Below are 22,863 nucleotides of genomic sequence, written 5' to 3' on the forward strand. Positions count from 1 at the left end.
AAACGTTATGCTTAAACGCTATGACTAAGACACATTTGACCGATAAAAAGTTTTCAGACTTTGCTATTGCACCGGAAGTGGTTGCCGGGTTAACCGAAAGTGGGTTTGAATATTGCACACCTATTCAAGCTAAATGCCTACCGTTTATTTGTGAAGGGCGCGATATTGCGGGCCAAGCACAAACAGGTACAGGCAAAACGTTGGCGTTTTTAACCGCCACATGCCACCGGTTATTACAATCTAGCAAAGCACCTAGTAAACATCCAAGAGCCCTGATCATGGCCCCAACTCGGGAGCTTGCGATTCAGATACACAAAGATGCAAAAATTTTAGCGCCGCACTGTAATCTTAACTTAGGTTTAGTATATGGTGGCGAAGATTACGAAAAACAACGTGCACAACTAGAAAAAGGCGTTGATATTTTAATTGGTACTACAGGTCGCCTAATAGATCTGTACAAGCAAGGCTGTTACACCCTTAATGAAATTGAGGTAGTCGTGCTAGATGAAGCCGATCGTATGTTCGATTTAGGCTTTATTAAAGATATCCGTTATATGTTCCGTCGTATGCCGGATACATCAGAACGTTTAAACTTATTATTCTCTGCCACACTGTCGTATCGTGTACAAGAGCTTGCATTTGAACACATGACAAACCCAGAGCATGTGCAAATAGAACCCGATGTAAAAACGGGTAAGCGTATTCAAGAAGAGCTATTTCATCCTTCACAAGAAGATAAAATTAAGCTGTTGTTAACCTTGATTGAAGAAGAATGGCCTGAGAAAGCAATTGTTTTTGCAAATACCAAACACAGCTGTGAAACTGTGTATGCATGGTTAAAAGCAGATGGACATCGAGTGGGTATGCTCACCGGTGATGTAAACCAAAAGAAACGTCAATCAATACTCGCGCAATTTAGTAAAGGCGAGCTAGACTTTTTAGTGGCTACCGATGTTGCTGCGCGTGGTTTACATATTCCAGAAGTAAGTCATGTATTTAACTTTGACTTACCTGATGATTGCGAAGATTACGTTCACCGTATTGGTCGTACAGCTCGTGCAGGCGCTTCGGGTCATGCAATTAGCTTTGCGTGTGAGCAGTATGCTTATAACCTTCATGAAATTGAAGAGTACATCGAGCACAGCATCCCTTTATCGCATTACGATAAAAGTGCATTGCTAGATGATTTGACTAAGCCGACTATTCACAGAAAACGTAATTTTTCTACCGGTCCACGTAATCGTAGTAATAACAACGGACGTCGCCCAAATAATGGTTACCAAAAAGGACGGTCTTAACCGACCGTTAGTTTGATAGTATTCGTAACTAGAGGTTTTTGAACGGTGGGGCAACTTAAACCGCAAAAAAATGTATATGCAGTCATTGATTTGGGCTCAAATAGCTTTCATATGCTTATTGCCAAATCAGTGGCGGGTGGCTTGCAAACAATAGGTCGCGTCAAACGCAAAGTAAGACTCGCCGCTGGGCTTGATGATAATAATCTATTGAGCTTAGAGGCTATGCAACGAGGCTGGGAGTGTTTGGCCTTGTTTGCGGAACGTTTGCAAGATATTCCCAAGAAAAACATCACCATTGTTGCCACTGCAACACTTCGTTTAGCAACCAACGCCGACGACTTTAAATTACGTGCTGAAAAAATATTAGGCCATAAAGTTAATGTTATTAGTGGTGAGCTAGAAGCGCGAACTATTTACAAAGGAGTTGCGCACACTTCTTCATGTGCGGGCAAACAGCTAGTTATTGATATTGGTGGTGCGAGTACTGAAGTGGTGATCGGCCAAGGCTTTGAAGCACGTCACTATAAAAGTCTTAATATAGGGTGTGTTACTTACCTTGAACGCTACTTTAAAGATTGCCAGTTAAATGAAGCAAACTTTAATACTGCTATTAAAGCCGCGCGTAATGTTATTGATGAAATAGCGCCTGAGTATAAAACGGCTGGTTGGCAACTTGCCTCTGGTGCGTCAGGGACCGTACAAGCTATTCAAGAAATCATGGTGGCACAAAATTTAAATGAAATGCTCACCCTTGAAAAGCTATACACCATTAAGCAACAATCTATTGCTTATGAGACTATAGCTGAACTCGACTTGCCAGGGTTAAGTGAAGAGCGACGTTTAGTGTTTGTATCTGGGCTGGCTATCTTAATTGCACTGTTTGAGTCACTAGAAATAGAACAAATGGGATTGGCTGGTGGCGCGCTTCGTGAAGGTGTTTTATATAGCATGCTACCGGAACTGCATAATAACGACATTCGTAAACGTACTATTGATGGTTTTATGAATCGTTATCATGTGGATCAAAAGCAAGCATCGCGAGTATCCGGCTTAGCTTTACAATTAGCTAGCGAGGTTAATCACTATTGGCCGATAGAAGCATTAAGTGGATTACCGCTTTTAAATGCGGTGGCGCAACTTCATGAGATTGGTTTATTAATAGAGTACAAGCAATACCACAAACATACCGCTTACATTTTAGAAAATACCGATATGCCAGGTTTTTCGCAATCAGAACACAAAGTGATCGTTGCGATTGCCAATAGCCATCGTTCAGACCTTCAAAAAGGATGTTTAGATCATTTAGGTGCGCACAGTAACGTTGCAACGTATATCGTTCGACTATTACGTGTTGCCGTTATTTTATCTATGCGCCGCCAAGATGATGTCTTGCCTAACTTTAAGATAACAGCTGAAAATGAAGAGTTAGCTATTCAATTTGAAAACGATTGGTTAAAAAACCACCCATTAATGGCAAGTGAGCTAAATCAAGAGATTAAGTATCAGAAAAAATGTGGTTGGAAACTTAAAGTAAACTAGTTAAACCGCTCTTTACCACAGTTTTTAGTGGTTAAAATGAGCGTTTAGTTGTAATTTTGTTCGAACAGTCATTTATTTCAAGTTTTCTTCAAAAAAGGGTTGATCTGTTTTCGGATCTCCCTATAATGCGACCCCACTGAGACGGCAGACAGCAACGCATAGCGAGGCACGAGCTACTCAGTGAGTCGAGTAAAACTTAGTTTCGAAAACTTTCAAGTTTAACAAAATTAAGTATTGACAAAAAAATAGGAAAGCGTAATATGCGCAGCCCTAGCGAGATAAAGTTAAACGCTTTAATCGCAACGTTCTTTAACAATATAAAGCAATCATCTGTGTGGGCACTCGTACAGATTGAGTTCTAACAGCCAAGCTACTTAGGTAGTGAGGCAAACAAATTTAGAGTCTCAATCGAAACTGAGTGACCAACAGAATAATTACTTAGGTAGTTATTCAGCACAGTCAATTCAATATCGAAAGATATTAAATAAATTCAGAATTCATTGAGCTGTCGAAAGACATAAAACTTTTTAATTGAAGAGTTTGATCATGGCTCAGATTGAACGCTGGCGGCAGGCCTAACACATGCAAGTCGAGCGGTAACATTTCTAGCTTGCTAGAAGATGACGAGCGGCGGACGGGTGAGTAATGCTTGGGAACATGCCTTGAGGTGGGGGACAACAGTTGGAAACGACTGCTAATACCGCATAATGTCTACGGACCAAAGGGGGCTTCGGCTCTCGCCTTTAGATTGGCCCAAGTGGGATTAGCTAGTTGGTGAGGTAATGGCTCACCAAGGCGACGATCCCTAGCTGGTTTGAGAGGATGATCAGCCACACTGGGACTGAGACACGGCCCAGACTCCTACGGGAGGCAGCAGTGGGGAATATTGCACAATGGGCGCAAGCCTGATGCAGCCATGCCGCGTGTGTGAAGAAGGCCTTCGGGTTGTAAAGCACTTTCAGTCAGGAGGAAAGGTTAGTAGTTAATACCTGCTAGCTGTGACGTTACTGACAGAAGAAGCACCGGCTAACTCCGTGCCAGCAGCCGCGGTAATACGGAGGGTGCGAGCGTTAATCGGAATTACTGGGCGTAAAGCGTACGCAGGCGGTTTGTTAAGCGAGATGTGAAAGCCCCGGGCTCAACCTGGGAACTGCATTTCGAACTGGCAAACTAGAGTGTGATAGAGGGTGGTAGAATTTCAGGTGTAGCGGTGAAATGCGTAGAGATCTGAAGGAATACCGATGGCGAAGGCAGCCACCTGGGTCAACACTGACGCTCATGTACGAAAGCGTGGGGAGCAAACAGGATTAGATACCCTGGTAGTCCACGCCGTAAACGATGTCTACTAGAAGCTCGGAACCTCGGTTCTGTTTTTCAAAGCTAACGCATTAAGTAGACCGCCTGGGGAGTACGGCCGCAAGGTTAAAACTCAAATGAATTGACGGGGGCCCGCACAAGCGGTGGAGCATGTGGTTTAATTCGATGCAACGCGAAGAACCTTACCTACACTTGACATACAGAGAACTTACTAGAGATAGTTTGGTGCCTTCGGGAACTCTGATACAGGTGCTGCATGGCTGTCGTCAGCTCGTGTTGTGAGATGTTGGGTTAAGTCCCGCAACGAGCGCAACCCCTATCCTTAGTTGCTAGCAGGTAATGCTGAGAACTCTAAGGAGACTGCCGGTGATAAACCGGAGGAAGGTGGGGACGACGTCAAGTCATCATGGCCCTTACGTGTAGGGCTACACACGTGCTACAATGGCGCATACAGAGTGCTGCGAACTCGCGAGAGTAAGCGAATCACTTAAAGTGCGTCGTAGTCCGGATTGGAGTCTGCAACTCGACTCCATGAAGTCGGAATCGCTAGTAATCGCGTATCAGAATGACGCGGTGAATACGTTCCCGGGCCTTGTACACACCGCCCGTCACACCATGGGAGTGGGTTGCTCCAGAAGTAGATAGTCTAACCCTCGGGAGGACGTTTACCACGGAGTGATTCATGACTGGGGTGAAGTCGTAACAAGGTAGCCCTAGGGGAACCTGGGGCTGGATCACCTCCTTATACGATTTAGAACTTATTTGTTCGTAGTGTCCACACAGATGATTGTTAGTTAGTTTGCTCTTTGAGTTGACTAATTAATATGCTCTTTAAAAATTTGGAAAAGCTGATAATAAAATTCGTATGAATACAGTGTATTTGTACAGAGTTTTCAAAAGTAAAAAAGAATGATAGCAGTATCATTCAGTGCCATTTAATGAACGTTTCGTTTGTTGATTGGTATCTACTTTAGTATTCAATATTAACTTCTGGCGAAGTTAAACTGTCACAAAACAAAGACCCGTTTGGGTTGTATGGTTAAGTGACTAAGCGTACACGGTGGATGCCTTGGCAGTTGGAGGCGATGAAGGACGTATTAACTTGCGATAAGCCTAGTCAAGCTAGTAAAAAGCACTTGAGACTAGGATTTCCGAATGGGGAAACCCACCTGCTTGCAGGTATCGTTAACTGAATACATAGGTTAACGAGGCGAACGCGGAGAACTGAAACATCTAAGTACCCGTAGGAAAAGAAATCAACCGAGATTCCGATAGTAGCGGCGAGCGAAATCGGAACAGCCCTTAAGCTTATTATGTGTTAATGGAAGGCTCTGGAAAGTGCCACGATACAGGGTGATAGTCCCGTACATGAAAACGCATTTTAAGTGAAATCGAGTAGGTCGGAGCACGTGAAACTTTGACTGAATATAGGTGGACCATCATCTAAGGCTAAATACTCCCAACTGACCGATAGTGAACCAGTACCGTGAGGGAAAGGCGAAAAGAACCCCTGTGAGGGGAGTGAAATAGAACCTGAAACCGTGTACGTACAAGCAGTAGGAGCCCACTTGTTGGGTGACTGCGTACCTTTTGTATAATGGGTCAGCGACTTATATTTTGTAGCGAGGTTAACCGATTAGGGTAGCCGTAGGGAAACCGAGTCTTAACTGGGCGAATAGTTGCAAGGTATAGACCCGAAACCCGGTGATCTAGCCATGGGCAGGTTGAAGGTTGAGTAACATCAACTGGAGGACCGAACCCACTAACGTTGAAAAGTTAGGGGATGACCTGTGGTTAGGAGTGAAAGGCTAATCAAACCGGGAGATAGCTGGTTCTCCCCGAAATCTATTTAGGTAGAGCCTCGGACGAATACTTACGGGGGTAGAGCACTGTTAAGGCTAGGGGGTCATCCCGACTTACCAACCCTTTGCAAACTCCGAATACCGTAAAGTAATATCCGGGAGACACACGGCGGGTGCTAACGTCCGTCGTGAAGAGGGAAACAACCCAGACCGCCAGCTAAGGTCCCAAAGTCATAGTTAAGTGGGAAACGATGTGGAAAGGCCCAGACAGCCAGGAGGTTGGCTTAGAAGCAGCCATCCTTTAAAGAAAGCGTAATAGCTCACTGGTCGAGTCGGTCTGCGCGGAAGATGTAACGGGGCTAAACTATGCACCGAAGCTGCGGATTCAAAATTTATTTTGAGTGGTAGGGGAGCGTTCTGTAAGCGGTTGAAGGTGTACCGGGAGGTATGCTGGACGTATCAGAAGTGCGAATGCTGACATGAGTAACGATAATGCGGGTGAAAAACCCGCACGCCGGAAGACCAAGGGTTCCTATCCCATGTTAATCAGGGTAGGGTAAGTCGACCCCTAAGGCGAGGCCGAAAGGCGTAGTCGATGGGAAACGGATTAATATTTCCGTACTTGGTATAATTGCGATGGGGGGACGGAGCAGGCTAAGCAAGCATGGCGATGGTAGTCCATGTGAAAGTGTGTAGGCTAGCGACTTAGGTAAATCCGGGTTGCTGTTAGGCTGAGACACGAGACGAGTCACCAAGGTGATGAAGTTGCTGATGCCATACTTCCAGGAAAAGCCTCTAAGCTTCAGATTATACCGAATCGTACCCCAAACCGACACAGGTGGTCAGGTAGAGAATACTAAGGCGCTTGAGAGAACTCGGGTGAAGGAACTAGGCAAAATCGTACCGTAACTTCGGGAGAAGGTACGCTCCGATTGGTGATGAGACTTGCTCTTTAAGCTGATTGGAGCCGCAGTGACCAGGTGGCTGGGACTGTTTATTAAAAACACAGCACTGTGCAAAATCGCAAGATGACGTATACGGTGTGACACCTGCCCGGTGCCGGAAGGTTAATTGATGGGGTTATCTTCGGAGAAGCTCTTGATCGAAGCCCCGGTAAACGGCGGCCGTAACTATAACGGTCCTAAGGTAGCGAAATTCCTTGTCGGGTAAGTTCCGACCTGCACGAATGGTGTAACCATGGCCACGCTGTCTCCACCCGAGACTCAGTGAAATTGAAATCGCAGTGAAGATGCTGTGTACCCGCGGCTAGACGGAAAGACCCCGTGAACCTTTACTACAGCTTGGCACTGAACATTGAACCTACATGTGTAGGATAGGTGGGAGACTTAGAAGCAGAGACGCTAGTTTTTGTGGAGTCGTCCTTGAAATACCACCCTTGTAGTTTTGATGTTCTAACGTTGGCCCCTGAATCGGGGTTACGGACAGTGCCTGGTGGGTAGTTTGACTGGGGCGGTCTCCTCCCAAAGAGTAACGGAGGAGCACGAAGGTTGGCTAAGTACGGTCGGACATCGTACGGTTAGTGTAATGGTAGAAGCCAGCTTAACTGCGAGACAGACACGTCGAGCAGGTACGAAAGTAGGTCATAGTGATCCGGTGGTTCTGAATGGAAGGGCCATCGCTCAACGGATAAAAGGTACTCCGGGGATAACAGGCTGATACCGCCCAAGAGTTCATATCGACGGCGGTGTTTGGCACCTCGATGTCGGCTCATCACATCCTGGGGCTGAAGTCGGTCCCAAGGGTATGGCTGTTCGCCATTTAAAGTGGTACGCGAGCTGGGTTTAGAACGTCGTGAGACAGTTCGGTCCCTATCTGCCGTGGGCGTTTGAGAATTGAGAGGGGTTGCTCCTAGTACGAGAGGACCGGAGTGAACGAACCGCTGGTGTTCGGGTTGTCATGCCAATGGCATTGCCCGGTAGCTACGTTCGGAACTGATAAGCGCTGAAAGCATCTAAGCGCGAAGCAGGCCTCGAGATGAGTTCTCACTAGACTTTTAAAGTCTCTGAAGGGCCGTTGAAGACTACAACGTTGATAGGCAAGATGTGGAAGTGGTGTGAGCCATTAAGCTAACTTGTACTAATTACCCGTGAGGCTTAACCATACAACGCCAAACGCGTTTTATGCGACAGTTTAAGCAAGAAGTTAATAGACTAAAGTAGATACTTGAAGACTTTTATTATCAGAATTCCAAATTTTAGTAAGCTTGATTAAATCGAACTTACACCAAATTTGCTTGGTGACAATAGCGTTTTGGACCCACCTGACCCCATGCCGAACTCAGTAGTGAAACGAAACAGCGCCGATGATAGTGTAGCATTTGCTATGTGAAAGTAGGACATTACCAGGCTCCAAATTGAGAAAGCCCGACTAGCAATAGTCGGGCTTTTTTACGTCTGTAGGAAAGTGAAAATGCAGGTTCGAGGTGAAAGGTAAAAGGCATCAGGTAAAAGTAAAAGAATAAGCGCCTAAAGCCTACTAACCGAACTTTTGTTATTAAGTGTTGTTTATAACAAATAATTAGCTTAGAACAGTCCATAGGCTTCGGTTTCTTGCTCTTGTGTGTTGTTAGAAGCTTGAAGTTCTCTGGGTTTAAATAAAGCGCTTGGATCAATAAGTACGCTGTGTTTATTGGCTAGCTTAATTAATCCATGCATCATATTTCTTGTTTGTGGATCAATATCAAAGCCTATTTCAGTCAACTTATCGAGAGGTTTTATATCTTCTTGTCTATATTCAATATTATCTTCTACTTTATCAACTAATAAGCCAACATGCGGGGTCATTCCATCTTTTGTTGTAAAAACAATAATCGGTTTATAGTCTAAGGTTATTTGCTCTTTGGCTGATTCAAATAAGCGCTCTAATTGGATCAGCTCATGGCGCTTTACAATTTCAAGCTGTATGAGGACTTGTTTACTATTTTTTTGTTTATGTACTTTAATAGTGTCTTCTACTTTTTGTAAAAGTGATTTAAACGGCTCATTAAAGCGTGACATCGTACTTTTTAATTCGTCGTTATCGGTTTTAAATTCCATATAAAATTGTTCAAAGTCAGCAAGCTCACATTGACTCGTATTTAACGAATTTTGCGAACTTAGTAACGCTTGTTCTAATTGATTAAACCACGTATTGAGTTGTTTTTGCCAAGATTTAAGTTGCTTTAACGCATCTCGGTTACTGTGCTCTGTAGACACGCCATTTAAAATTATTCCTAAGTCAAATACTGGGGTTGGGATCCCCATATAATCTTTAACGCCTAGGAAGCTCTTGTTATCGTTAGGCAGCACCGTGAGGTTATTATGAAATTGTTCCGTTAATAAGATATCAAGAATCTTAAGTGAAATGGTTTTATAACCCACTTTAAAATTAATTAAGTCCATGGCTTCCTCACATACTAAGTTTGTATACTAAGGATAGAACAATATTTGCAAGGTATTTATTTATTCACATAATAAGAGCGATAAACATTACGTTTATTGTTGTTTTCAGTATTTATGAATAACTTTTGGATAAGTGTATCGGTTACTAATAAAGAATTAAGCTCATTCATCAGGCAGGATTGCTGAAGGGGGAATTGACAGTTTTTCGCTGCTTTGCTAAATGCCATAGCGTTAATATAACCCTCAAAATGAAGACGACTCGGTTTTTTAATGTTGCTCGCTTGCATATCGGCTAAAAACTCAGTACAAAAATTATCGTTACAATTTAGTGGGTTTGGAACAATCTCCGTTACCATAATATGTGAGGGTGAGTTTACTTCATCAAATAAGTCAAAGCTGGGTACAAACGAAACGCTAGTATATTCAGGATTAAACCCTTGCTTTTGGGCGCTATTAATAAACTCAGAGAGTGGTTCATAAGTGCCGACTAAACAGATTGCCGTAACTCCGCTTAATTTTAAGGTATTAAGTGCTGACTCCACATCTTGGCTATTGCGTTTGTAGCGAGCAACTATTACCGGTGTAAGGTTATATTTAGCGAGTGCTTCTCTTAGTCCTGATTCTACATATAAGCCAAATTCGTCAGCCTGTATAAACAGCCCTATTTTAGTATGTTTATGCTCTTCAACGAGGTATTTGATTTGTTCTTGTGCTTCGTCGTTATAGCTTGCTCTTAAGTTAAATGCTTTAACTGACGGTTTTTCACGTAGAAAGCTCGCCCCGCTAAAAGGCATTAAGAACGGAATTTTTGATTGTTCTAGTAAAGGTATAATTGCATGGCTGGTTGGGGTACCCATGGCACCAAACAGGGCATCAACTTTATTTGTGTAAATAAACTCACGAGTATTATTAACGGTTTGTTTGGGTTCATAGTGATCGTCAGCAACTAAAAGTAGCACCTTAGCGCCATTAATGCCGCCAGCGTTATTAACTTTGTCAAAATAAACGCTGCTACCTTTATGTAACTGTTGGCCAATATTTTTAGCAGGGCCAGTCAGTGCAGTAGACATGCCCAGTTTAATTACTTTGTTGTTGGTTTGCTCGGCATGCGCGAAAGTTTGCCCAAGCACTAATGCTATAAGGACAATGTTAAGGTTTGCTATTATGCGAAATGCGCTCATACCAATTATTTACAGCCTTTTTAAATAATGTATTAAATGACTTTGTGCCATTCAAACCTAACTGACTTTGGATATTTTTAGGTTTCCAATTTTGTAATACTAGCCTAATAAAAACATATTGGAAATTATCGTCATCGGTTGGCAAGCTATACGGCAATGCCCAAAAACGTCGCCAGAGCAATGGTTTTATATTAAAAAGCTGGTAGTCACTTGTTAACATAGACTTTAATCTTAATTGCTCAGTGATACTGCCGGTATGAGTATTAAAATGAGAGATAATTTTCGCGACCAGTTGATAATCAAGCTGACTATAGTGATCGAGTAGTTGCAAAGGGAAATCGGCTTCAAACTGTGCTACTAATTGCTCTACTAGTTGGTCACTTTTAGTTAAGCTTTTAACAACTAATGCACTGTGCTCGCCCGTTGCCTTATCTTTTTGAAAACCGAGTTTAACTAAATCAAAGCCATTACTTTGCCAAAAACTGAGTAATTGCGCATTGCCACCAAAGCTGGCACCAAACCAATGACACTCGCTCTGCAATTGCTGTTCACAGTATTTAAGTAACTGTGTGCCTATTTTTTTGTTGTGATGCTGTGGATCAATGGCAATACGCACCACGCGGGCGCAGTGTTGTTTTAAAACATCAGCATTAAAACTCAATTGTGCTAACGTTTGTGCCATTAAGTGACCTTGAGGCCTGCGCTTTCCTTGTGCTATTTCATTGCTCATGGCGGCATTAAACCCACCTTCAATCGCAATTAAACAGACACCGAGAATATTATCACCTTGTTGGCAAACAAATACATGTTGTTTAGTGGCGTCTAGTAAGTGGCGTAAATCATTCACACTGGTTTGATAATGTGCCAGCGTTAGCAACCCAATCACTTGATAAAGTAGTGACTCGTTACTAGCAAGTTGATGTGCCTGTAACTGCTTAAATTGCAGAGGGGTAGAGTGTAAGGTGAGGCTGTGATGTTCAGCATCTAAGGCTAATAACGTGCGAATGTGCTGCTCTAATGGGTCCTGCTTTGCAAAGCGAATAGGCTGCTCAAGAGTCATACTGCGCATATTTTTAAAATGCGTTTTAATGTAGCGAGTAAACTTTAGAATATAGCCGCGACCATTGCCTTCATAGCCAACCATGGTGCTTGAAAATACCACGCGAGGATAAAGGTGGAGTAGTTTTATGAGCATTGGAACAGGGATTGCTGCCGCTTCATCAATTAATAGCAAGTCACACTCAGGCTGTTCGTTAAGTAGCTGATCAGGTGCAATATATTGCATGTTTGCAATACATTTATTGCCTGCTTGATACTCCAAATTAAGTGCGTTTGCTAAATGTTTAAAGCTGCTGTGCAATGCGCGAAATTGCATAGAGCTGATGAGAATTTTTTTATCGCTGAGCTCGCTTGCGGCAATCCCTAATGCCGCTGATTTCCCCCGTCCTCGATCAGCATTAATCAATAATGGTCTATTTGCCCGTCCGTGCGCGGTTTTTTTTATTAATTCAACACATTGTTGTTGCTCGGTAAAATCTATTGTACCTGCTGATGAATCAATGTCGGCAAGAGTAACCCAGCCATCTTGTTGATTAAAATGTAACAAAGAGGCGCTGCTCAGTAAGTGCTTTAAACGTTGATTAAAAAAGCTGTATTGATGCGCTTGTCCAAATGATTGAAATAATGGCAGCGCAGGATCGCACCAATGTTCAAGTGATTCGAGTGGTGGAAGTAATACAATTAAAAAGCCACCCGCTTGAACTACGCCCGCTAAGGCTGCTAGTTTATCTGGCACCAGTCCACTGTAGCCATCATAAACAGAATGGGCGCACTCTTGCCCTAAAATTTGATGGGTATGCTCTGGCCAATGTGCATTAACTAAATTTGTGTTTTTAGAAAGAACAAAAGAGGGTTGCTGTAATTGAGCAAGTAGCTGAGTGCATTGCTCATAACACCAATTTTTATCGCCTGTAAGCAACAGTAACTGACGATGTTTAGCATTCGTTAGCTGCTGTTGCAGATGCTCTATAACGCGGTTAAACGGCTTGTAGTCTTGCATAAGCTGTTACTAACCACTTACTACCTAAGTCGTCAAAGTTAACTTGTACTCGCGATTGTGCGCCACTGCCTTCGTAATTAAGCACCGTACCAATGCCAAATTTTGCATGTAGCACCCGTTGACCTAAATTAAACCCGCTTTCTTCAAAGGCGGCATGGCTAACCGATGCACTAAAGCGACCAGCTGCTGGCGGGCGAGAAACCTGGGTTTTAATGCGAATTTCTTCTACGCAGTCTTCGGGTATTTCACGTAAAAAACGCGATGGGCTGTGGTATTTTTCTTGACCATATAAACGGCGGCTTTCTGCGTGGCTTATATACAGTTTATCCATAGCACGGGTCATACCTACATAACAAAGGCGGCGTTCTTCTTCTAAACGGCCCGTTTCTTCATTACTTTGTTGTGATGGGAACATGCCCTCTTCAACACCGACCATAAATACCAGCGGAAACTCTAAGCCTTTAGCTGAGTGAAGCGTCATCATTTGTACCGCATCTTCATGTTCATCAGCTTGCCCTTCACCTGATTCAAGCGAGGTGTAGGCTAAAAAGCCTTGTAGTGGTGAACTGAATTCTTCCTCTTCAGGGAGTTCATATTGATCGCAGGCGCTAATTAATTCTTCTAAGTTTTCAACCCGAGCACGGCCTTTTTCACCTTTTTCAGCCTGATACATTGCCATTAACCCTGAGGTTTGAATGGCATATTTAGCCTGCTCGTGCAGCGTTAAGTCACTAATCTTATCTTCAATATGTTCAATTAACTCAACAAACTTGGCAACAGCTCCAGAAGCGCGACCCGATAAATGCTGTTGCTCTACAATGGCTTTAGCAGCATACCAAAGCGGCAAAGATTCAGCGCGAGCGCAGTCACGTATATGGCTTAATGTTTTATCGCCAATGCCGCGGGCGGGCGTATTAATAACACGCTCAAATGCCGCATCATCTTGGCGGTTACCCACTAAGCGTAAGTATGAAAGAGCATCTTTAATTTCTTGCCGTTCGAAGAATCGCATACCGCCATAAATTCGGTATTTTAAACCTTCTTGTAGCATTGCTTCTTCAAGTACCCGCGATTGCGCATTACTACGATATAAAATAGCCGCATCTTGAAGTGCATTACCCGCATTAAGCCAGCTACGTAATTTGCTACTCACAAAGCGCGCTTCATCTAGCTCATTAAAAGCAGCATAAATAGAAATAGGTTCACCGTCGTTACCGTCGGTCCATAAACTTTTACCCATTCGCTCGGAGTTATTTTGAATTAACGCGTTTGAGGCTTTAAGAATAGTGGCAGTCGAGCGGTAATTTTGCTCAAGGCGAATCGTCTCTGCGTCGAAATCGGTTAAAAAGCGTTTAATGTTTTCTATTTTTGCGCCGCGCCAACCATAAATACTTTGGTCATCATCGCCTACAATCATGATGCTGCTGGTATCGCCCGCAAGTAGTTTTAACCACGCATACTGAATAGTATTGGTATCTTGAAACTCGTCTACAAGCATGTGCGCAAAGCGCTGCTGATAATGACGCAGCAAGGTTGGGTTATTTTTAAGAACCTCATAGCTACGTAGTAATATTTCTGCAAAATCAACTAGGCCCGCTCTATCACAAGCTTCTTGATAGGCCGCGTAAACACGCAGCATCATTTGCTCGTTAATATCGTATGCCTGAATATCTTTAGGGCGCAGAGCTTCATCTTTTTTAGCGCTTATGTACCAACCAAACTGCTTTGCCGGCCATTTTTTATCATCAATATTCATCGATTTTAATAAGCGCTTGATCATACGAAGCTGATCGTCAGAGTCTAAAATTTGAAAGGCTTCTGGTAAGTTTGCTTCACGATGATGTGCACGCAAAATTCGGTGCGATAAACCATGGAAAGTACCAATCCACATGCCGCCTACAGGTGCTTTTAATGTCTCTTCAACTCGTGAGCGCATTTCTTTAGCGGCTTTATTAGTAAAGGTTACCGCAAAAATACTATAGGCAGAGGCTTGTTCTACTTGCATTAACCAGGCAATACGATGAACCAATACTCGAGTTTTACCTGAACCTGCTCCTGCTAATACCAGCATGTTTTGTAATGGCGCTGCAACGGCATCGCGTTGTTTATCATTTAAGCCATCGAGTAATTCTGAAACGTCCATCGTTACGCCTTTTTAATCAATAATGAGAGCAGTATAACAGGTGTTTTTGTTAGGCTAAATAAAATACTGTTTTTATAAACAGCTATTTATAAAATACGTATTTAAGTTGTTGAATAGTTAACAGTATAAACTGAGCAAGTAACTAAAATAGCTATTTAAAATTGCTAATTTGACTTATTTTTGGCAAAAAATACTAAACTGATAAATTCGTAATAATTTAACTGTATGATTTGTAAGCCTTAATAAATTGGCATAAAGTGTGTAAGTATAAATAATAAGTACAAATACAAAATTAATTAAACTACAGAGGTTAGTATGTCTCAACAAGGTTCTGGCGGAAATGTAATCGCCGCTCTATGTAATATTTTTTTCCCAGGTTTAGGGCAGTTGGTTCAGGGTCGTATTTTAGCGGCGCTGGTGTTTGCCATTTTGGTTTTTGGCGGCTACGCGTTATGGTTTTTAGTTGTTCCAGCCATTGTTGGAGCCGTATTCCATTTATGGGCAATTATTGATGCTGCCCGCTATCGCTCAGGCGGTTAGCTATAGTTAGCTATAGTGAGCATACTTTAATAGCGCCTTATGGCGCTATTTTTGTATCTGGCTTTCATTATTCATAGCTGATTAGGTTATAATCTGTTGTATTAGCAGTACTGGAATAAAGTTATGGAATACCAATTCATTCGCGATCCTATTAGTGGGTTAAGAATTAAAATTAGCAGCGAGCACGCGATTATAGGCCGCTGGTTAAATGAAGAAATAGGCAAAGATAAAGTGGCGATGGTGCAGGCACTTATTAGCTCGGTGAGTTCAAGCTTTGAGCCGGTAACACTTAAAGGCCAAGAAATTGATCTGATCCTTTCTAAAGATGAAGCATTATTCGAAGCACATGCGCTGCATCAAGATAACGAAGATATATTAGCCTACCAAGATGACGAACTCATGCTGGAAGAGAATGATTTAAGCAGTGGTTGTGGTTTTGAAGACTTTGTTGATCTGATCAACTCGTGGCATGAGTTTTCGGCTGGTCGTTAAGTTATATTATCTGTATTATTACCCTAATTATAAATCCAACAGTGGAACCAATATGTCTGCGAATTTAAACAAACTAGTTGTTATGCTAGAAATGCAAAATGCCATGAATACCAAAGTACATGAGCAATGGTTTAGTCAAGGCTTTGAATGGTATAGAGCTATTTGGGTTGAATGTGCAGAAATGCTGGATCATTACGGTTGGAAATGGTGGAAAAAACAAACGCCAGATACTGAACAAGTAATTTTAGAGCTGGTTGATATTTTTCATTTTGGTTTATCGCTACGTATCGACGGTGAGACCAGCTACGAGCAAATAGCAACACAGCTACAAACTCAAATGAGCGCCCCACAGCAAGGTGATGATTTTAAACAAACGCTTGAATTATTAGCAGCCAGTGCGGTTGCCAATAAAACCTTTAACGCGGCTGCTTTTGCCGGTTGTATGGCACAAATCGGTATGGATATTGATGATTTATATCGTGGCTATGTGGGTAAAAATACGCTGAACTTCTTCCGTCAGGATCATGGTTACAAAGAGGGTAGCTACATTAAAGTGTGGCATGGCAAAGAAGATAACGAACACTTAGTTGAAGTAGTTAAAAGCCTTGATACTGAGCATGTAGATTTTGCAAAACAGGTATATCAAGGCTTAGTAGCGCGTTACCCTCAGGGCGAATAAGCCAGGGTCTGTTGACCTTTGCGGATTACAATTTGTTCAAATTAGGGGCGGTTTAATCGCGACGCGAGGTTTGTAACCTAGTGGGCTAAGTAAAAACCGAGCAACAAAGAGTAAATCGCCCCTAGGCAGAACCCTTCGGGCAGCGCCTGTTTGGCATTGATGCTGCGTTATCGCCTATTTATGGGGAATAACCACACCACATAGGCTCTGCCTTGCCTAAATACCAAACAGACTGCTGCAAATTTAACCTTGAAAGATCAACAGACCCTAAATAAGCTTACGGTAATCGGTGACACTTAAGTAATCGGTTATATCGTTATGTGGTTGCTGGCTATTCGGGTTAGCAACCGCAAGTAAATGCTCAATGCCGTATTCTCGTGCGGCATTTAATACCGGTAAGCTGTCATCTACAAATAATGTGCGGCGTTTATCAAACCCTAAATCCCCTTGAACCTTGTGCCATAAACTTTGTTGCTCTTTACTTACCCCATATTCATGCGTTGATACCACCCCGTCTAAGTAGTTATCAATGGCGGTATGTTCAAATTTAAGCATTACGCATTCTGGATGAGCATTGGTAAGTAAAATGAGTTCTTTACCTGCACGTCGAAGTTCAGTTAAAAAATGCGGAACGTCTTCACGAATTTTGATTAAGTGAGCAGACTGGCGCTTTAGTTCGAGAATAGGTAAGTTTAGCTGTGCTTCCCAATAGTCAGAGCAGTACCACTGAATTTTGCCACTCACAGCCTGATAGCGTTTTAAGATATCTGCGCGGGCTGCCTCAAAACTGATATTTTGAGCCAGAGCATGTTGTTGTGGAACAACATTGAGCCAAAAGTCAGTGTCGTAATGTAAATCAAGTAAAGTCCCGTCCATGTCGAGTAATACAGTATCGATTTTTGACCAATTGAGCATGATATATCCTTGTGGAAATTGAGGCGTTAAATGACTACGTTGCGATGAAATGCTTGCAAGCGAAATATAATGGGCTCTGTTAATTGAACTTTAAAAACATATACCCAATGATGAAATATTAAGGGCGAATTCAATAACGCCAGATAAATATTTAACCTTAACTACGGGTAAGATATTTTATGATTAATTCTGCATTTAAATTGCTTTTAATTCAAACTGAAACTCGCATCTTATACTCATTTGGGTATATGATTAGTATAACTGCAATGATAGCAAATTGATGCCCATGACACAGAAAAAGCACCCAACACCACCACAAATTCTCAGTAATAATGTTGTCGCTAAAAGTCGCTTATTTACTGTGGAGTCTTTAGAACTAAAATTTTCAAATGACGAAGAGCGTCAGTATGAACGAATTCGCGGCGGTGGCCGTGGAGCCGTTATGATTGTACCCATCACAGCTGAAAACGAACTACTACTCGTTCGAGAGTATTGCGCCGGCACCAATGATTATCAGTTAGGTTTCCCTAAAGGATTAATTGACCCCGGTGAAACACCTGAGCAAGCGGCAAACCGAGAGCTCAAAGAAGAAATTGGCTTTGGTGCTGAATACTTTGAAGCACTTAAAACGGTCACTATGGCGCCTAGTTATTTCAATGCCACTATGCATATTCTCTTTGCTAAAGATTTATACCCTGAAACCCTATTAGGTGATGAGCCAGAGCCATTAGTGCTTGTTAAATGGCCACTTGCGCAGTGGCAGTCGCTATTAGAACAACCTGACTTTACTGAAGCACGTAGTGTTGCCGCTCTGCTATTATTAGATAAGTACTTAGCCTCAGGAGCGACTAATGGATAAATTACTTGAACCATGCATAACACTTGCCCAAAGTGCAGGTGATGCAATTATGGCTATTTATAAAAAAGATGATATTGGTCAACAAGAAAAATCAGACAATACGCCAGTTACTAAAGCAGATTTAGCCGCAAACGATGTACTTGTTGCTGGCTTAAAAGCGCTAGCTCCCGATATTCCTATTATGTCCGAAGAGACGCCGATCCCAGCATTGGAAGACAGGCAGCACTGGCAACGCTATTGGCTGCTTGATCCGATGGATGGCACCGGTGAATTTATATTAGAAAGCGGCGACTTTGCCGTTAATATTGCGCTGATAGAAAATAATCATCCTGTATTGGGAGTGATTCATTGGCCAGCAAAAGGCGTGACCTATTTTGCTACCGCTAATAATGGGGCGTTTAAGCGTAAAGGCGAGCATGATAAACAAATATTTGTAGCGCCTCCCGAAAGTTTAACTTTGGCTGTAAGTCGCCGCCAAAAAATAGAAGCCGTGAGTCAGTATTTAAATGCGCAATTTGCAACGGTGGCTTTAGGCTCATGTTCGCTTAAAGCTTGTATTGTTGCTGAAGGTAAAGCTGACTGCTTTTTAAGAATTGGTCCCACTGGTGAATGGGACACTGGCGCATCACAAGTAATAGTTGAAGAGGCGGGGGGGTGTATTACCGATGCTGAGTTTAACCCTCTGACCTATAACCAAAGGGAAAGCACAGAAAACCCAGACTTTATTGTTATGGGTCATCCCGATTGGGAGTGGCAAAAAATGATAAACCCACATCAGCGATTAGTGTAATAATAGCCGTTTGATGGGTTTTTGTTCACTTAAACGTTTTTAATTAGTAAAACCTTGCATTATAGGTTTATTCCTATATTATAGCGCTCTCTTCGAAACAGGCTTGTGAATAACACGATACTGTTACAAAGAAATTACAGGCGCGGGATGGAGCAGCCTGGTAGCTCGTCGGGCTCATAACCCGAAGGTCGTCGGTTCAAATCCGGCTCCCGCAACCAATTTCCTTTAGAGGTTTTAGGTTACTGTAAACTCTAACTTAAGAGATTAAATTAAGTAGTCGATAGACTTAAAATATACAGGCGCGGGATGGAGCAGCCTGGTAGCTCGTCGGGCTCATAACCCGAAGGTCGTCGGTTCAAATCCGGCTCCCGCAACCAATTTTTCATTGCAAGCCAAGTTGTAATGTAAGCAACTATAAATAAATCTGCAATTTCAGGCGCGGGATGGAGCAGTCTGGTAGCTCGTCGGGCTCATAACCCGAAGGTCGTCGGTTCAAATCCGGCTCCCGCAACCACTGAAATAAACAGTTATAGTAAAGCAACACGCCTAAAGCGTGTTTTTTTATGCCTAAAATTCAGTGAAATGGGTAGCTCGTCGGTCTCAGCTCTCCATTAGCCAGCAAAGGTTGTCGGTTCAAATCCGGCTCCCGCAACCACTGAAATAACATGTTTTATTAAATCGACACGCTAAAGCGTGTTTTTTTATGCCTGAAATTCAGTGCGCCTAAAAGCGCGTCGGACCCAGCTCTCCATTAGCCAGCAAAGGTCGTTGGTTCAAATCCGGCTCCCGCAACCACTGAAATAACATGTTTTATTAAATCGACACGCTAAAGCGTGTTTTTTTATGCCTAAAATTCATATTCCCTCATGCTATTTTTAACACGTATTTCTGCTGTTCTTTTCTAATTCTACTTTTTGAAAGTGTTATTGCTGAATATTTAGTATGCTATGCGTTAAACTCTTTAAAACTTTTTGTAATCAAAATTATGACTGAACTCTATCACTGGTTTGATTTAATTGGCGTAGCGGTATTTGCTATATCGGGCACCTTGGTTGCCTATGAAAAGAAAATGGATGGCTTTGGTGTGGTTGTGCTTGCAACCGTTACGGCTATTGGTGGCGGTACTGTTCGCGATGTGATACTCGATCAACCCGTATTTTGGTTACACGACCAAAGCTACTTCTATGCTATTTTAGCCGCAGTGCTTGTTACAACACGACTGATCAATAAACAAAAATCGATTCCTTATTATGTTTTACAAACAGCCGATGCATTTGGTTTAGCCTTTTTTGCGGTAATGGGAGCACAAAAAGCGCAATTGGCCGGTATGCCTGATATGACGGTTATTATTATGGCGGTGATCACCCCCTGTTTTGGTGGATTGATTCGCGATGTGCTTGCCCGCGATATTCCTATGCTCCTCAAAGGTGAGCTCTATGCTATTACCTGTATTGCTGGTGGTATTGTATATACCTTAGCTATAAACCTATCTTTAACGGTGGAAGTGGCGATGATCTTGAGTATGTTAATGACCTTATTGCTGCGCTTTTCGGCCATTAAATGGAAGATTATATTACATGTTTTTAAATATCCTGACTAAACTGGTTTAATACAGCAGTTAACTAGGATAAGGAATGTCGTTAGCCCGTATATTTTCTCGCGCACAAGTAGGAATTAATGCCCCCGAGGTTATGGTTGAAGTGCATTTAGGGAATGGTTTACCTGCATTTCATATTGTCGGCTTACCCGAAGCATCGGTTAAAGAGGCCAAGGATAGAGTACGCAGCGCTCTTGAAAACTCTCAATTTGGATTTCCCGATCAACGTATTACCGTTAATTTAGCACCTGCCGATTTACCAAAAGACGGCGGGCGGTTTGACCTTGCGATTGCGGTAGGCATTTTGGTCGCATCGGGGCAAATAGTCTGCCCTGATATTCATAAGTATGAGTTTTATGGTGAGCTTGCACTTAATGGTGAAATACGTGCAGTGAATGCTATTTTACCCTCAGTGCTCGGTGCTAAAGAGCAAAACCGTTGTTGCTTTCTTCCTCTTGAAAACGATAGTTTGGCCAGCCTTGTCAGCGGTGTAAAACGAAAAGCGGTAAGCTCTATACAAGAGGTGTGGGGAGACTTACTCAACCAACAACCTTTACCATTGAATATTGCCTACCCTGACTGTACCCAAGCGCCAGACTTTTTACTCGATTTAAGTGATGTAAAAGGCCAACCCGGTGCTAAACGAGTACTAGAAATTGCTGCCGCAGGTGGACATAACCTACTATTTTTAGGGCCACCAGGAACCGGCAAATCAATGCTTGCGCAACGAATGTCTACAATAATGCCAACCATGTCAGATGATGAAGCCATTGATACCGCTGCTTTGTATTCCATTATTGGCCACTCAATCGATTTAACCAACTGGCGTCAGCGACCATTTCGAAATCCTCATCACACTTGCTCTGCAGTTGCGCTGGTAGGCGGTTCGTCTAACCCTAAACCCGGTGAAATATCGTTAGCGCACAATGGCGTATTATTTTTAGATGAGCTGCCTGAATTTGAGCGCAAAGTACTGGACTCGTTACGAGAACCAATGGAAACCGGAACCGTGACGATTTCGCGCGCGGCAAGACAAATGGAATTTCCGGCACAGTTTCAGCTTATTGCAGCACTTAATCCCAGCCCGACAGGGTGCCATCATGATAAACGGGCGACCCCTGATCAAGTGATGCGTTATTTATCGCGGGTATCAGGACCGTTTATCGATAGAATTGATTTGCAAATTGAGCTCCCTAGACTAAGCAGCGTGGAGCTACAAAGTACGACTGCAGAAGAAACCAGTGCTGAAGTGAGAGCGCGAGTAGAAGCGGCTTATGCAATACAATTAAAACGCCAAGATAAAGTGAATGCGCGGCTAAATAACAAAGAAATGAGCTTATACTGTGAGTTACCCGCTGCGGAGCTACAGTTTTTAGCTAGAGCCAGTGAAAAGCTGGCGTTATCGCCGCGCTCTTATCATAGAGTGATAAAAGTAGCGCGTACCATTAGTGATTTAAAAGGCGCGCCACAAATTAGTTTAAATGAACTTAAAGAAGCGCTTAATTATCGGGCATTTGAGCGTTTATTATCGCAGTTAACCCAATACTAAATAGATAGCATATAGCCTTTACCACGCACGGTGACGATGCGTTTTTGATCTTTCTCATCGTTCAGCTTTTTACGTAAACGACCCACTAACACGTCTACGGTACGATCGTTGGGGCTCCAATCAGGCTGGCCAATTTCTTCTGATATTTTTTCACGTGAAGTGGCTTTACCGGCATTGCCGATTAAACAAATAAGCACTTTATGCTCTGCTTCGGTGAGCCGTGATTCAATCCCACTGGCTGTAATGAGTGTGCGGTTATCTGGATGGAGTTTAAAATCAGCGTATTCGATAAACTCTTCACTGTCATCGTCGTGTTGATTGTTTGCAATACGTTTGTATAAAGCGCGCATTCTCAACTCAAGCTCGAGTAAATCGACAGGCTTGCAAATATAGTCATCGGCACCTTGAGCAAGACCAGCAATACGATCAGCTTGTGAGTCACGGCTCGATAACAAAATAACACCAATATCGGTGAGCGTATTTAACTCTTTGGCAAGTTGTAAACCATTGCGCTTTGGCAGCACAATATCAATAATTGCCAAGGAAATAGCACTGCGCTGATTTACACGGCTTTTGACCATGCTTAAAGCATCGGCACCCGTTGCGTCAACGTCAATAGAGAACTCGGTATTTATAAAATGATTTTGGATGCGCTTTACTAGCAGCTCGTCATCTTCAACCAATAAAACATTAATTGCCATA

General features: G+C 42.8%; 15 protein-coding genes, 3 tRNA genes and 3 rRNA genes. 15 read left to right on the forward strand and 6 right to left on the reverse strand.

Annotated features, from left to right (window positions below):
• Positions 1-20 precede the first annotated feature (20 nt).
• The 5 genes from rhlB (at position 21) to rrf (ending at position 8,324) form a co-directional block, all read left to right on the forward strand.
• Positions 21-1,298, forward strand: coding sequence for an ATP-dependent RNA helicase RhlB (rhlB, locus tag ABZP26_RS00615; RefSeq protein ID WP_010392673.1), 1,278 nt, complete (start codon positions 21-23; stop codon positions 1,296-1,298).
• A 45-nt stretch (positions 1,299-1,343) separates the two neighbouring features.
• Positions 1,344-2,837 (forward strand): guanosine-5'-triphosphate,3'-diphosphate diphosphatase, encoded by a 1,494-nt coding sequence (gene gppA, locus ABZP26_RS00620; RefSeq protein ID WP_368485220.1) that lies wholly within the window; start codon positions 1,344-1,346, stop codon positions 2,835-2,837.
• 528 nt (positions 2,838-3,365) lie between these two features.
• Positions 3,366-4,899 (forward strand): 16S ribosomal RNA (locus ABZP26_RS00625).
• A gap of 292 nt (positions 4,900-5,191) precedes the next feature.
• Positions 5,192-8,078: ribosomal RNA gene (locus ABZP26_RS00630) — 23S ribosomal RNA — on the forward strand.
• Between the two features lie 131 nt (positions 8,079-8,209).
• A 5S ribosomal RNA gene (gene rrf / locus ABZP26_RS00635) occupies positions 8,210-8,324 on the forward strand.
• The 16S, 23S and 5S rRNA genes sit together here, the layout of an rRNA operon.
• A 175-nt stretch (positions 8,325-8,499) precedes the next feature.
• On the opposite strand, the gene ABZP26_RS00640 is transcribed toward rrf, so the two are convergent.
• The 4 genes from ABZP26_RS00640 to uvrD are packed head-to-tail and all read right to left on the reverse strand — an operon-like array spanning position 8,500 to position 14,740.
• The gene (locus ABZP26_RS00640) at positions 8,500-9,357 is read right to left on the reverse strand and encodes a chemotaxis protein (protein ID WP_368485221.1); all 858 of its coding nucleotides are present in this window, start codon (positions 9,355-9,357) and stop codon (positions 8,500-8,502) included.
• Positions 9,358-9,413: 56 nt separating this feature from the next.
• The gene (locus ABZP26_RS00645) at positions 9,414-10,538 is read right to left on the reverse strand and encodes an ABC transporter substrate-binding protein (protein WP_016899588.1); all 1,125 of its coding nucleotides are present in this window, start codon (positions 10,536-10,538) and stop codon (positions 9,414-9,416) included.
• The gene (locus tag ABZP26_RS00650; RefSeq protein WP_368485222.1) at positions 10,507-12,597 is read right to left on the reverse strand and encodes a GNAT family N-acetyltransferase; all 2,091 of its coding nucleotides are present in this window, start codon (positions 12,595-12,597) and stop codon (positions 10,507-10,509) included. The genes ABZP26_RS00645 and ABZP26_RS00650 overlap by 32 nt, the downstream gene beginning before the upstream one ends.
• Positions 12,575-14,740 carry a DNA helicase II gene (uvrD, locus tag ABZP26_RS00655; protein WP_008108265.1) on the reverse strand — a complete coding sequence of 722 codons (2,166 nt, stop codon included), beginning with the start codon at positions 14,738-14,740 and terminating at the stop codon, positions 12,575-12,577. The genes ABZP26_RS00650 and uvrD overlap by 23 nt, the downstream gene beginning before the upstream one ends.
• Positions 14,741-15,055: 315 nt before the next feature.
• Here uvrD and ABZP26_RS00660 point away from each other — a divergent pair, with 315 nt between their 5' ends.
• The 3 genes from ABZP26_RS00660 (at position 15,056) to ABZP26_RS00670 (ending at position 16,451) form a co-directional block, all read left to right on the forward strand.
• Positions 15,056-15,280: a hypothetical protein gene (locus ABZP26_RS00660; protein ID WP_036955616.1), complete on the forward strand. Its 225-nt coding sequence runs from the start codon at positions 15,056-15,058 to the stop codon at positions 15,278-15,280.
• Positions 15,281-15,403: 123 nt separating this feature from the next.
• A complete protein-coding gene (locus ABZP26_RS00665) occupies positions 15,404-15,772 on the forward strand; it encodes a YacL family protein (protein ID WP_013463756.1) in 369 nt (122 codons plus the stop codon).
• Positions 15,773-15,824: 52 nt separating this feature from the next.
• Positions 15,825-16,451, forward strand: coding sequence for a dUTP diphosphatase (locus ABZP26_RS00670; protein WP_024601290.1), 627 nt, complete (start codon positions 15,825-15,827; stop codon positions 16,449-16,451).
• A gap of 267 nt (positions 16,452-16,718) precedes the next feature.
• Here ABZP26_RS00670 and yrfG read toward each other — a convergent pair whose 3' ends face one another.
• Entirely contained in the window at positions 16,719-17,366 is a 648-nt protein-coding gene (gene yrfG / locus ABZP26_RS00675) for a GMP/IMP nucleotidase (RefSeq protein WP_024601289.1), read from the reverse strand.
• Positions 17,367-17,652: 286 nt separating this feature from the next.
• Here yrfG and nudE point away from each other — a divergent pair, with 286 nt between their 5' ends.
• The 7 genes from nudE to ABZP26_RS00710 all read left to right on the forward strand — a co-directional run bounded on the left by nudE (position 17,653) and on the right by ABZP26_RS00710 (position 22,161).
• Entirely contained in the window at positions 17,653-18,225 is a 573-nt protein-coding gene (gene nudE, locus ABZP26_RS00680) for an ADP compounds hydrolase NudE (protein ID WP_024601288.1), read from the forward strand.
• Entirely contained in the window at positions 18,218-19,015 is a 798-nt protein-coding gene (gene cysQ / locus ABZP26_RS00685) for a 3'(2'),5'-bisphosphate nucleotidase CysQ (RefSeq protein WP_028835908.1), read from the forward strand. Before nudE ends, cysQ begins: the two co-directional genes overlap by 8 nt.
• Positions 19,016-19,156: 141 nt before the next feature.
• Positions 19,157-19,233: transfer RNA gene (locus ABZP26_RS00690), tRNA-Met, on the forward strand.
• 82 nt (positions 19,234-19,315) lie between these two features.
• Positions 19,316-19,392: transfer RNA gene (locus ABZP26_RS00695), tRNA-Met, on the forward strand.
• 60 nt (positions 19,393-19,452) lie between these two features.
• Positions 19,453-19,529: transfer RNA gene (locus ABZP26_RS00700), tRNA-Met, on the forward strand.
• 471 nt (positions 19,530-20,000) lie between these two features.
• Complete coding sequence (locus ABZP26_RS00705) at positions 20,001-20,615, forward strand: trimeric intracellular cation channel family protein (RefSeq protein WP_024601286.1); 615 nt, start codon at positions 20,001-20,003, stop codon at positions 20,613-20,615.
• 34 nt (positions 20,616-20,649) lie between these two features.
• A complete protein-coding gene (locus tag ABZP26_RS00710; protein ID WP_368485223.1) occupies positions 20,650-22,161 on the forward strand; it encodes a YifB family Mg chelatase-like AAA ATPase in 1,512 nt (503 codons plus the stop codon).
• Here the strand turns inward: ABZP26_RS00710 and ABZP26_RS00715 are convergent.
• On the reverse strand, positions 22,158-22,862 hold the full coding sequence (locus tag ABZP26_RS00715) for a response regulator transcription factor (protein WP_013463763.1): 705 nt from the start codon (positions 22,860-22,862) through the stop codon (positions 22,158-22,160). The two genes, ABZP26_RS00710 and ABZP26_RS00715, sit on opposite strands and share 4 nt — an antisense overlap.
• Position 22,863 lies beyond the last annotated feature (1 nt).

This window comes from Pseudoalteromonas sp. SD03 (genome assembly GCF_040937955.1).
In the GTDB taxonomy this organism is placed as follows: Bacteria; Pseudomonadota; Gammaproteobacteria; order Enterobacterales; family Alteromonadaceae; genus Pseudoalteromonas; species Pseudoalteromonas tetraodonis.

Coding starts and splice junctions, on each gene's coding strand:
- rhlB (WP_010392673.1), top strand. CDS start 21: ATGACTAAGACACATTTGACCGATAAAAAGTTTTCAGACTTTGCTATT.
- ABZP26_RS00640 (WP_368485221.1), bottom strand. CDS start 9,357: ATGGACTTAATTAATTTTAAAGTGGGTTATAAAACCATTTCACTTAAG.
- yrfG (WP_024601289.1), bottom strand. CDS start 17,366: ATGCTCAATTGGTCAAAAATCGATACTGTATTACTCGACATGGACGGG.
- ABZP26_RS00660 (WP_036955616.1), top strand. CDS start 15,056: ATGTCTCAACAAGGTTCTGGCGGAAATGTAATCGCCGCTCTATGTAAT.
- cysQ (WP_028835908.1), top strand. CDS start 18,218: ATGGATAAATTACTTGAACCATGCATAACACTTGCCCAAAGTGCAGGT.
- ABZP26_RS00715 (WP_013463763.1), bottom strand. CDS start 22,862: ATGGCAATTAATGTTTTATTGGTTGAAGATGACGAGCTGCTAGTAAAG.
- ABZP26_RS00650 (WP_368485222.1), bottom strand. CDS start 12,597: ATGCAAGACTACAAGCCGTTTAACCGCGTTATAGAGCATCTGCAACAG.
- ABZP26_RS00645 (WP_016899588.1), bottom strand. CDS start 10,538: ATGAGCGCATTTCGCATAATAGCAAACCTTAACATTGTCCTTATAGCA.
- uvrD (WP_008108265.1), bottom strand. CDS start 14,740: ATGGACGTTTCAGAATTACTCGATGGCTTAAATGATAAACAACGCGAT.
- nudE (WP_024601288.1), top strand. CDS start 17,653: ATGACACAGAAAAAGCACCCAACACCACCACAAATTCTCAGTAATAAT.
- ABZP26_RS00705 (WP_024601286.1), top strand. CDS start 20,001: ATGACTGAACTCTATCACTGGTTTGATTTAATTGGCGTAGCGGTATTT.
- ABZP26_RS00665 (WP_013463756.1), top strand. CDS start 15,404: ATGGAATACCAATTCATTCGCGATCCTATTAGTGGGTTAAGAATTAAA.
- ABZP26_RS00710 (WP_368485223.1), top strand. CDS start 20,650: ATGTCGTTAGCCCGTATATTTTCTCGCGCACAAGTAGGAATTAATGCC.
- ABZP26_RS00670 (WP_024601290.1), top strand. CDS start 15,825: ATGTCTGCGAATTTAAACAAACTAGTTGTTATGCTAGAAATGCAAAAT.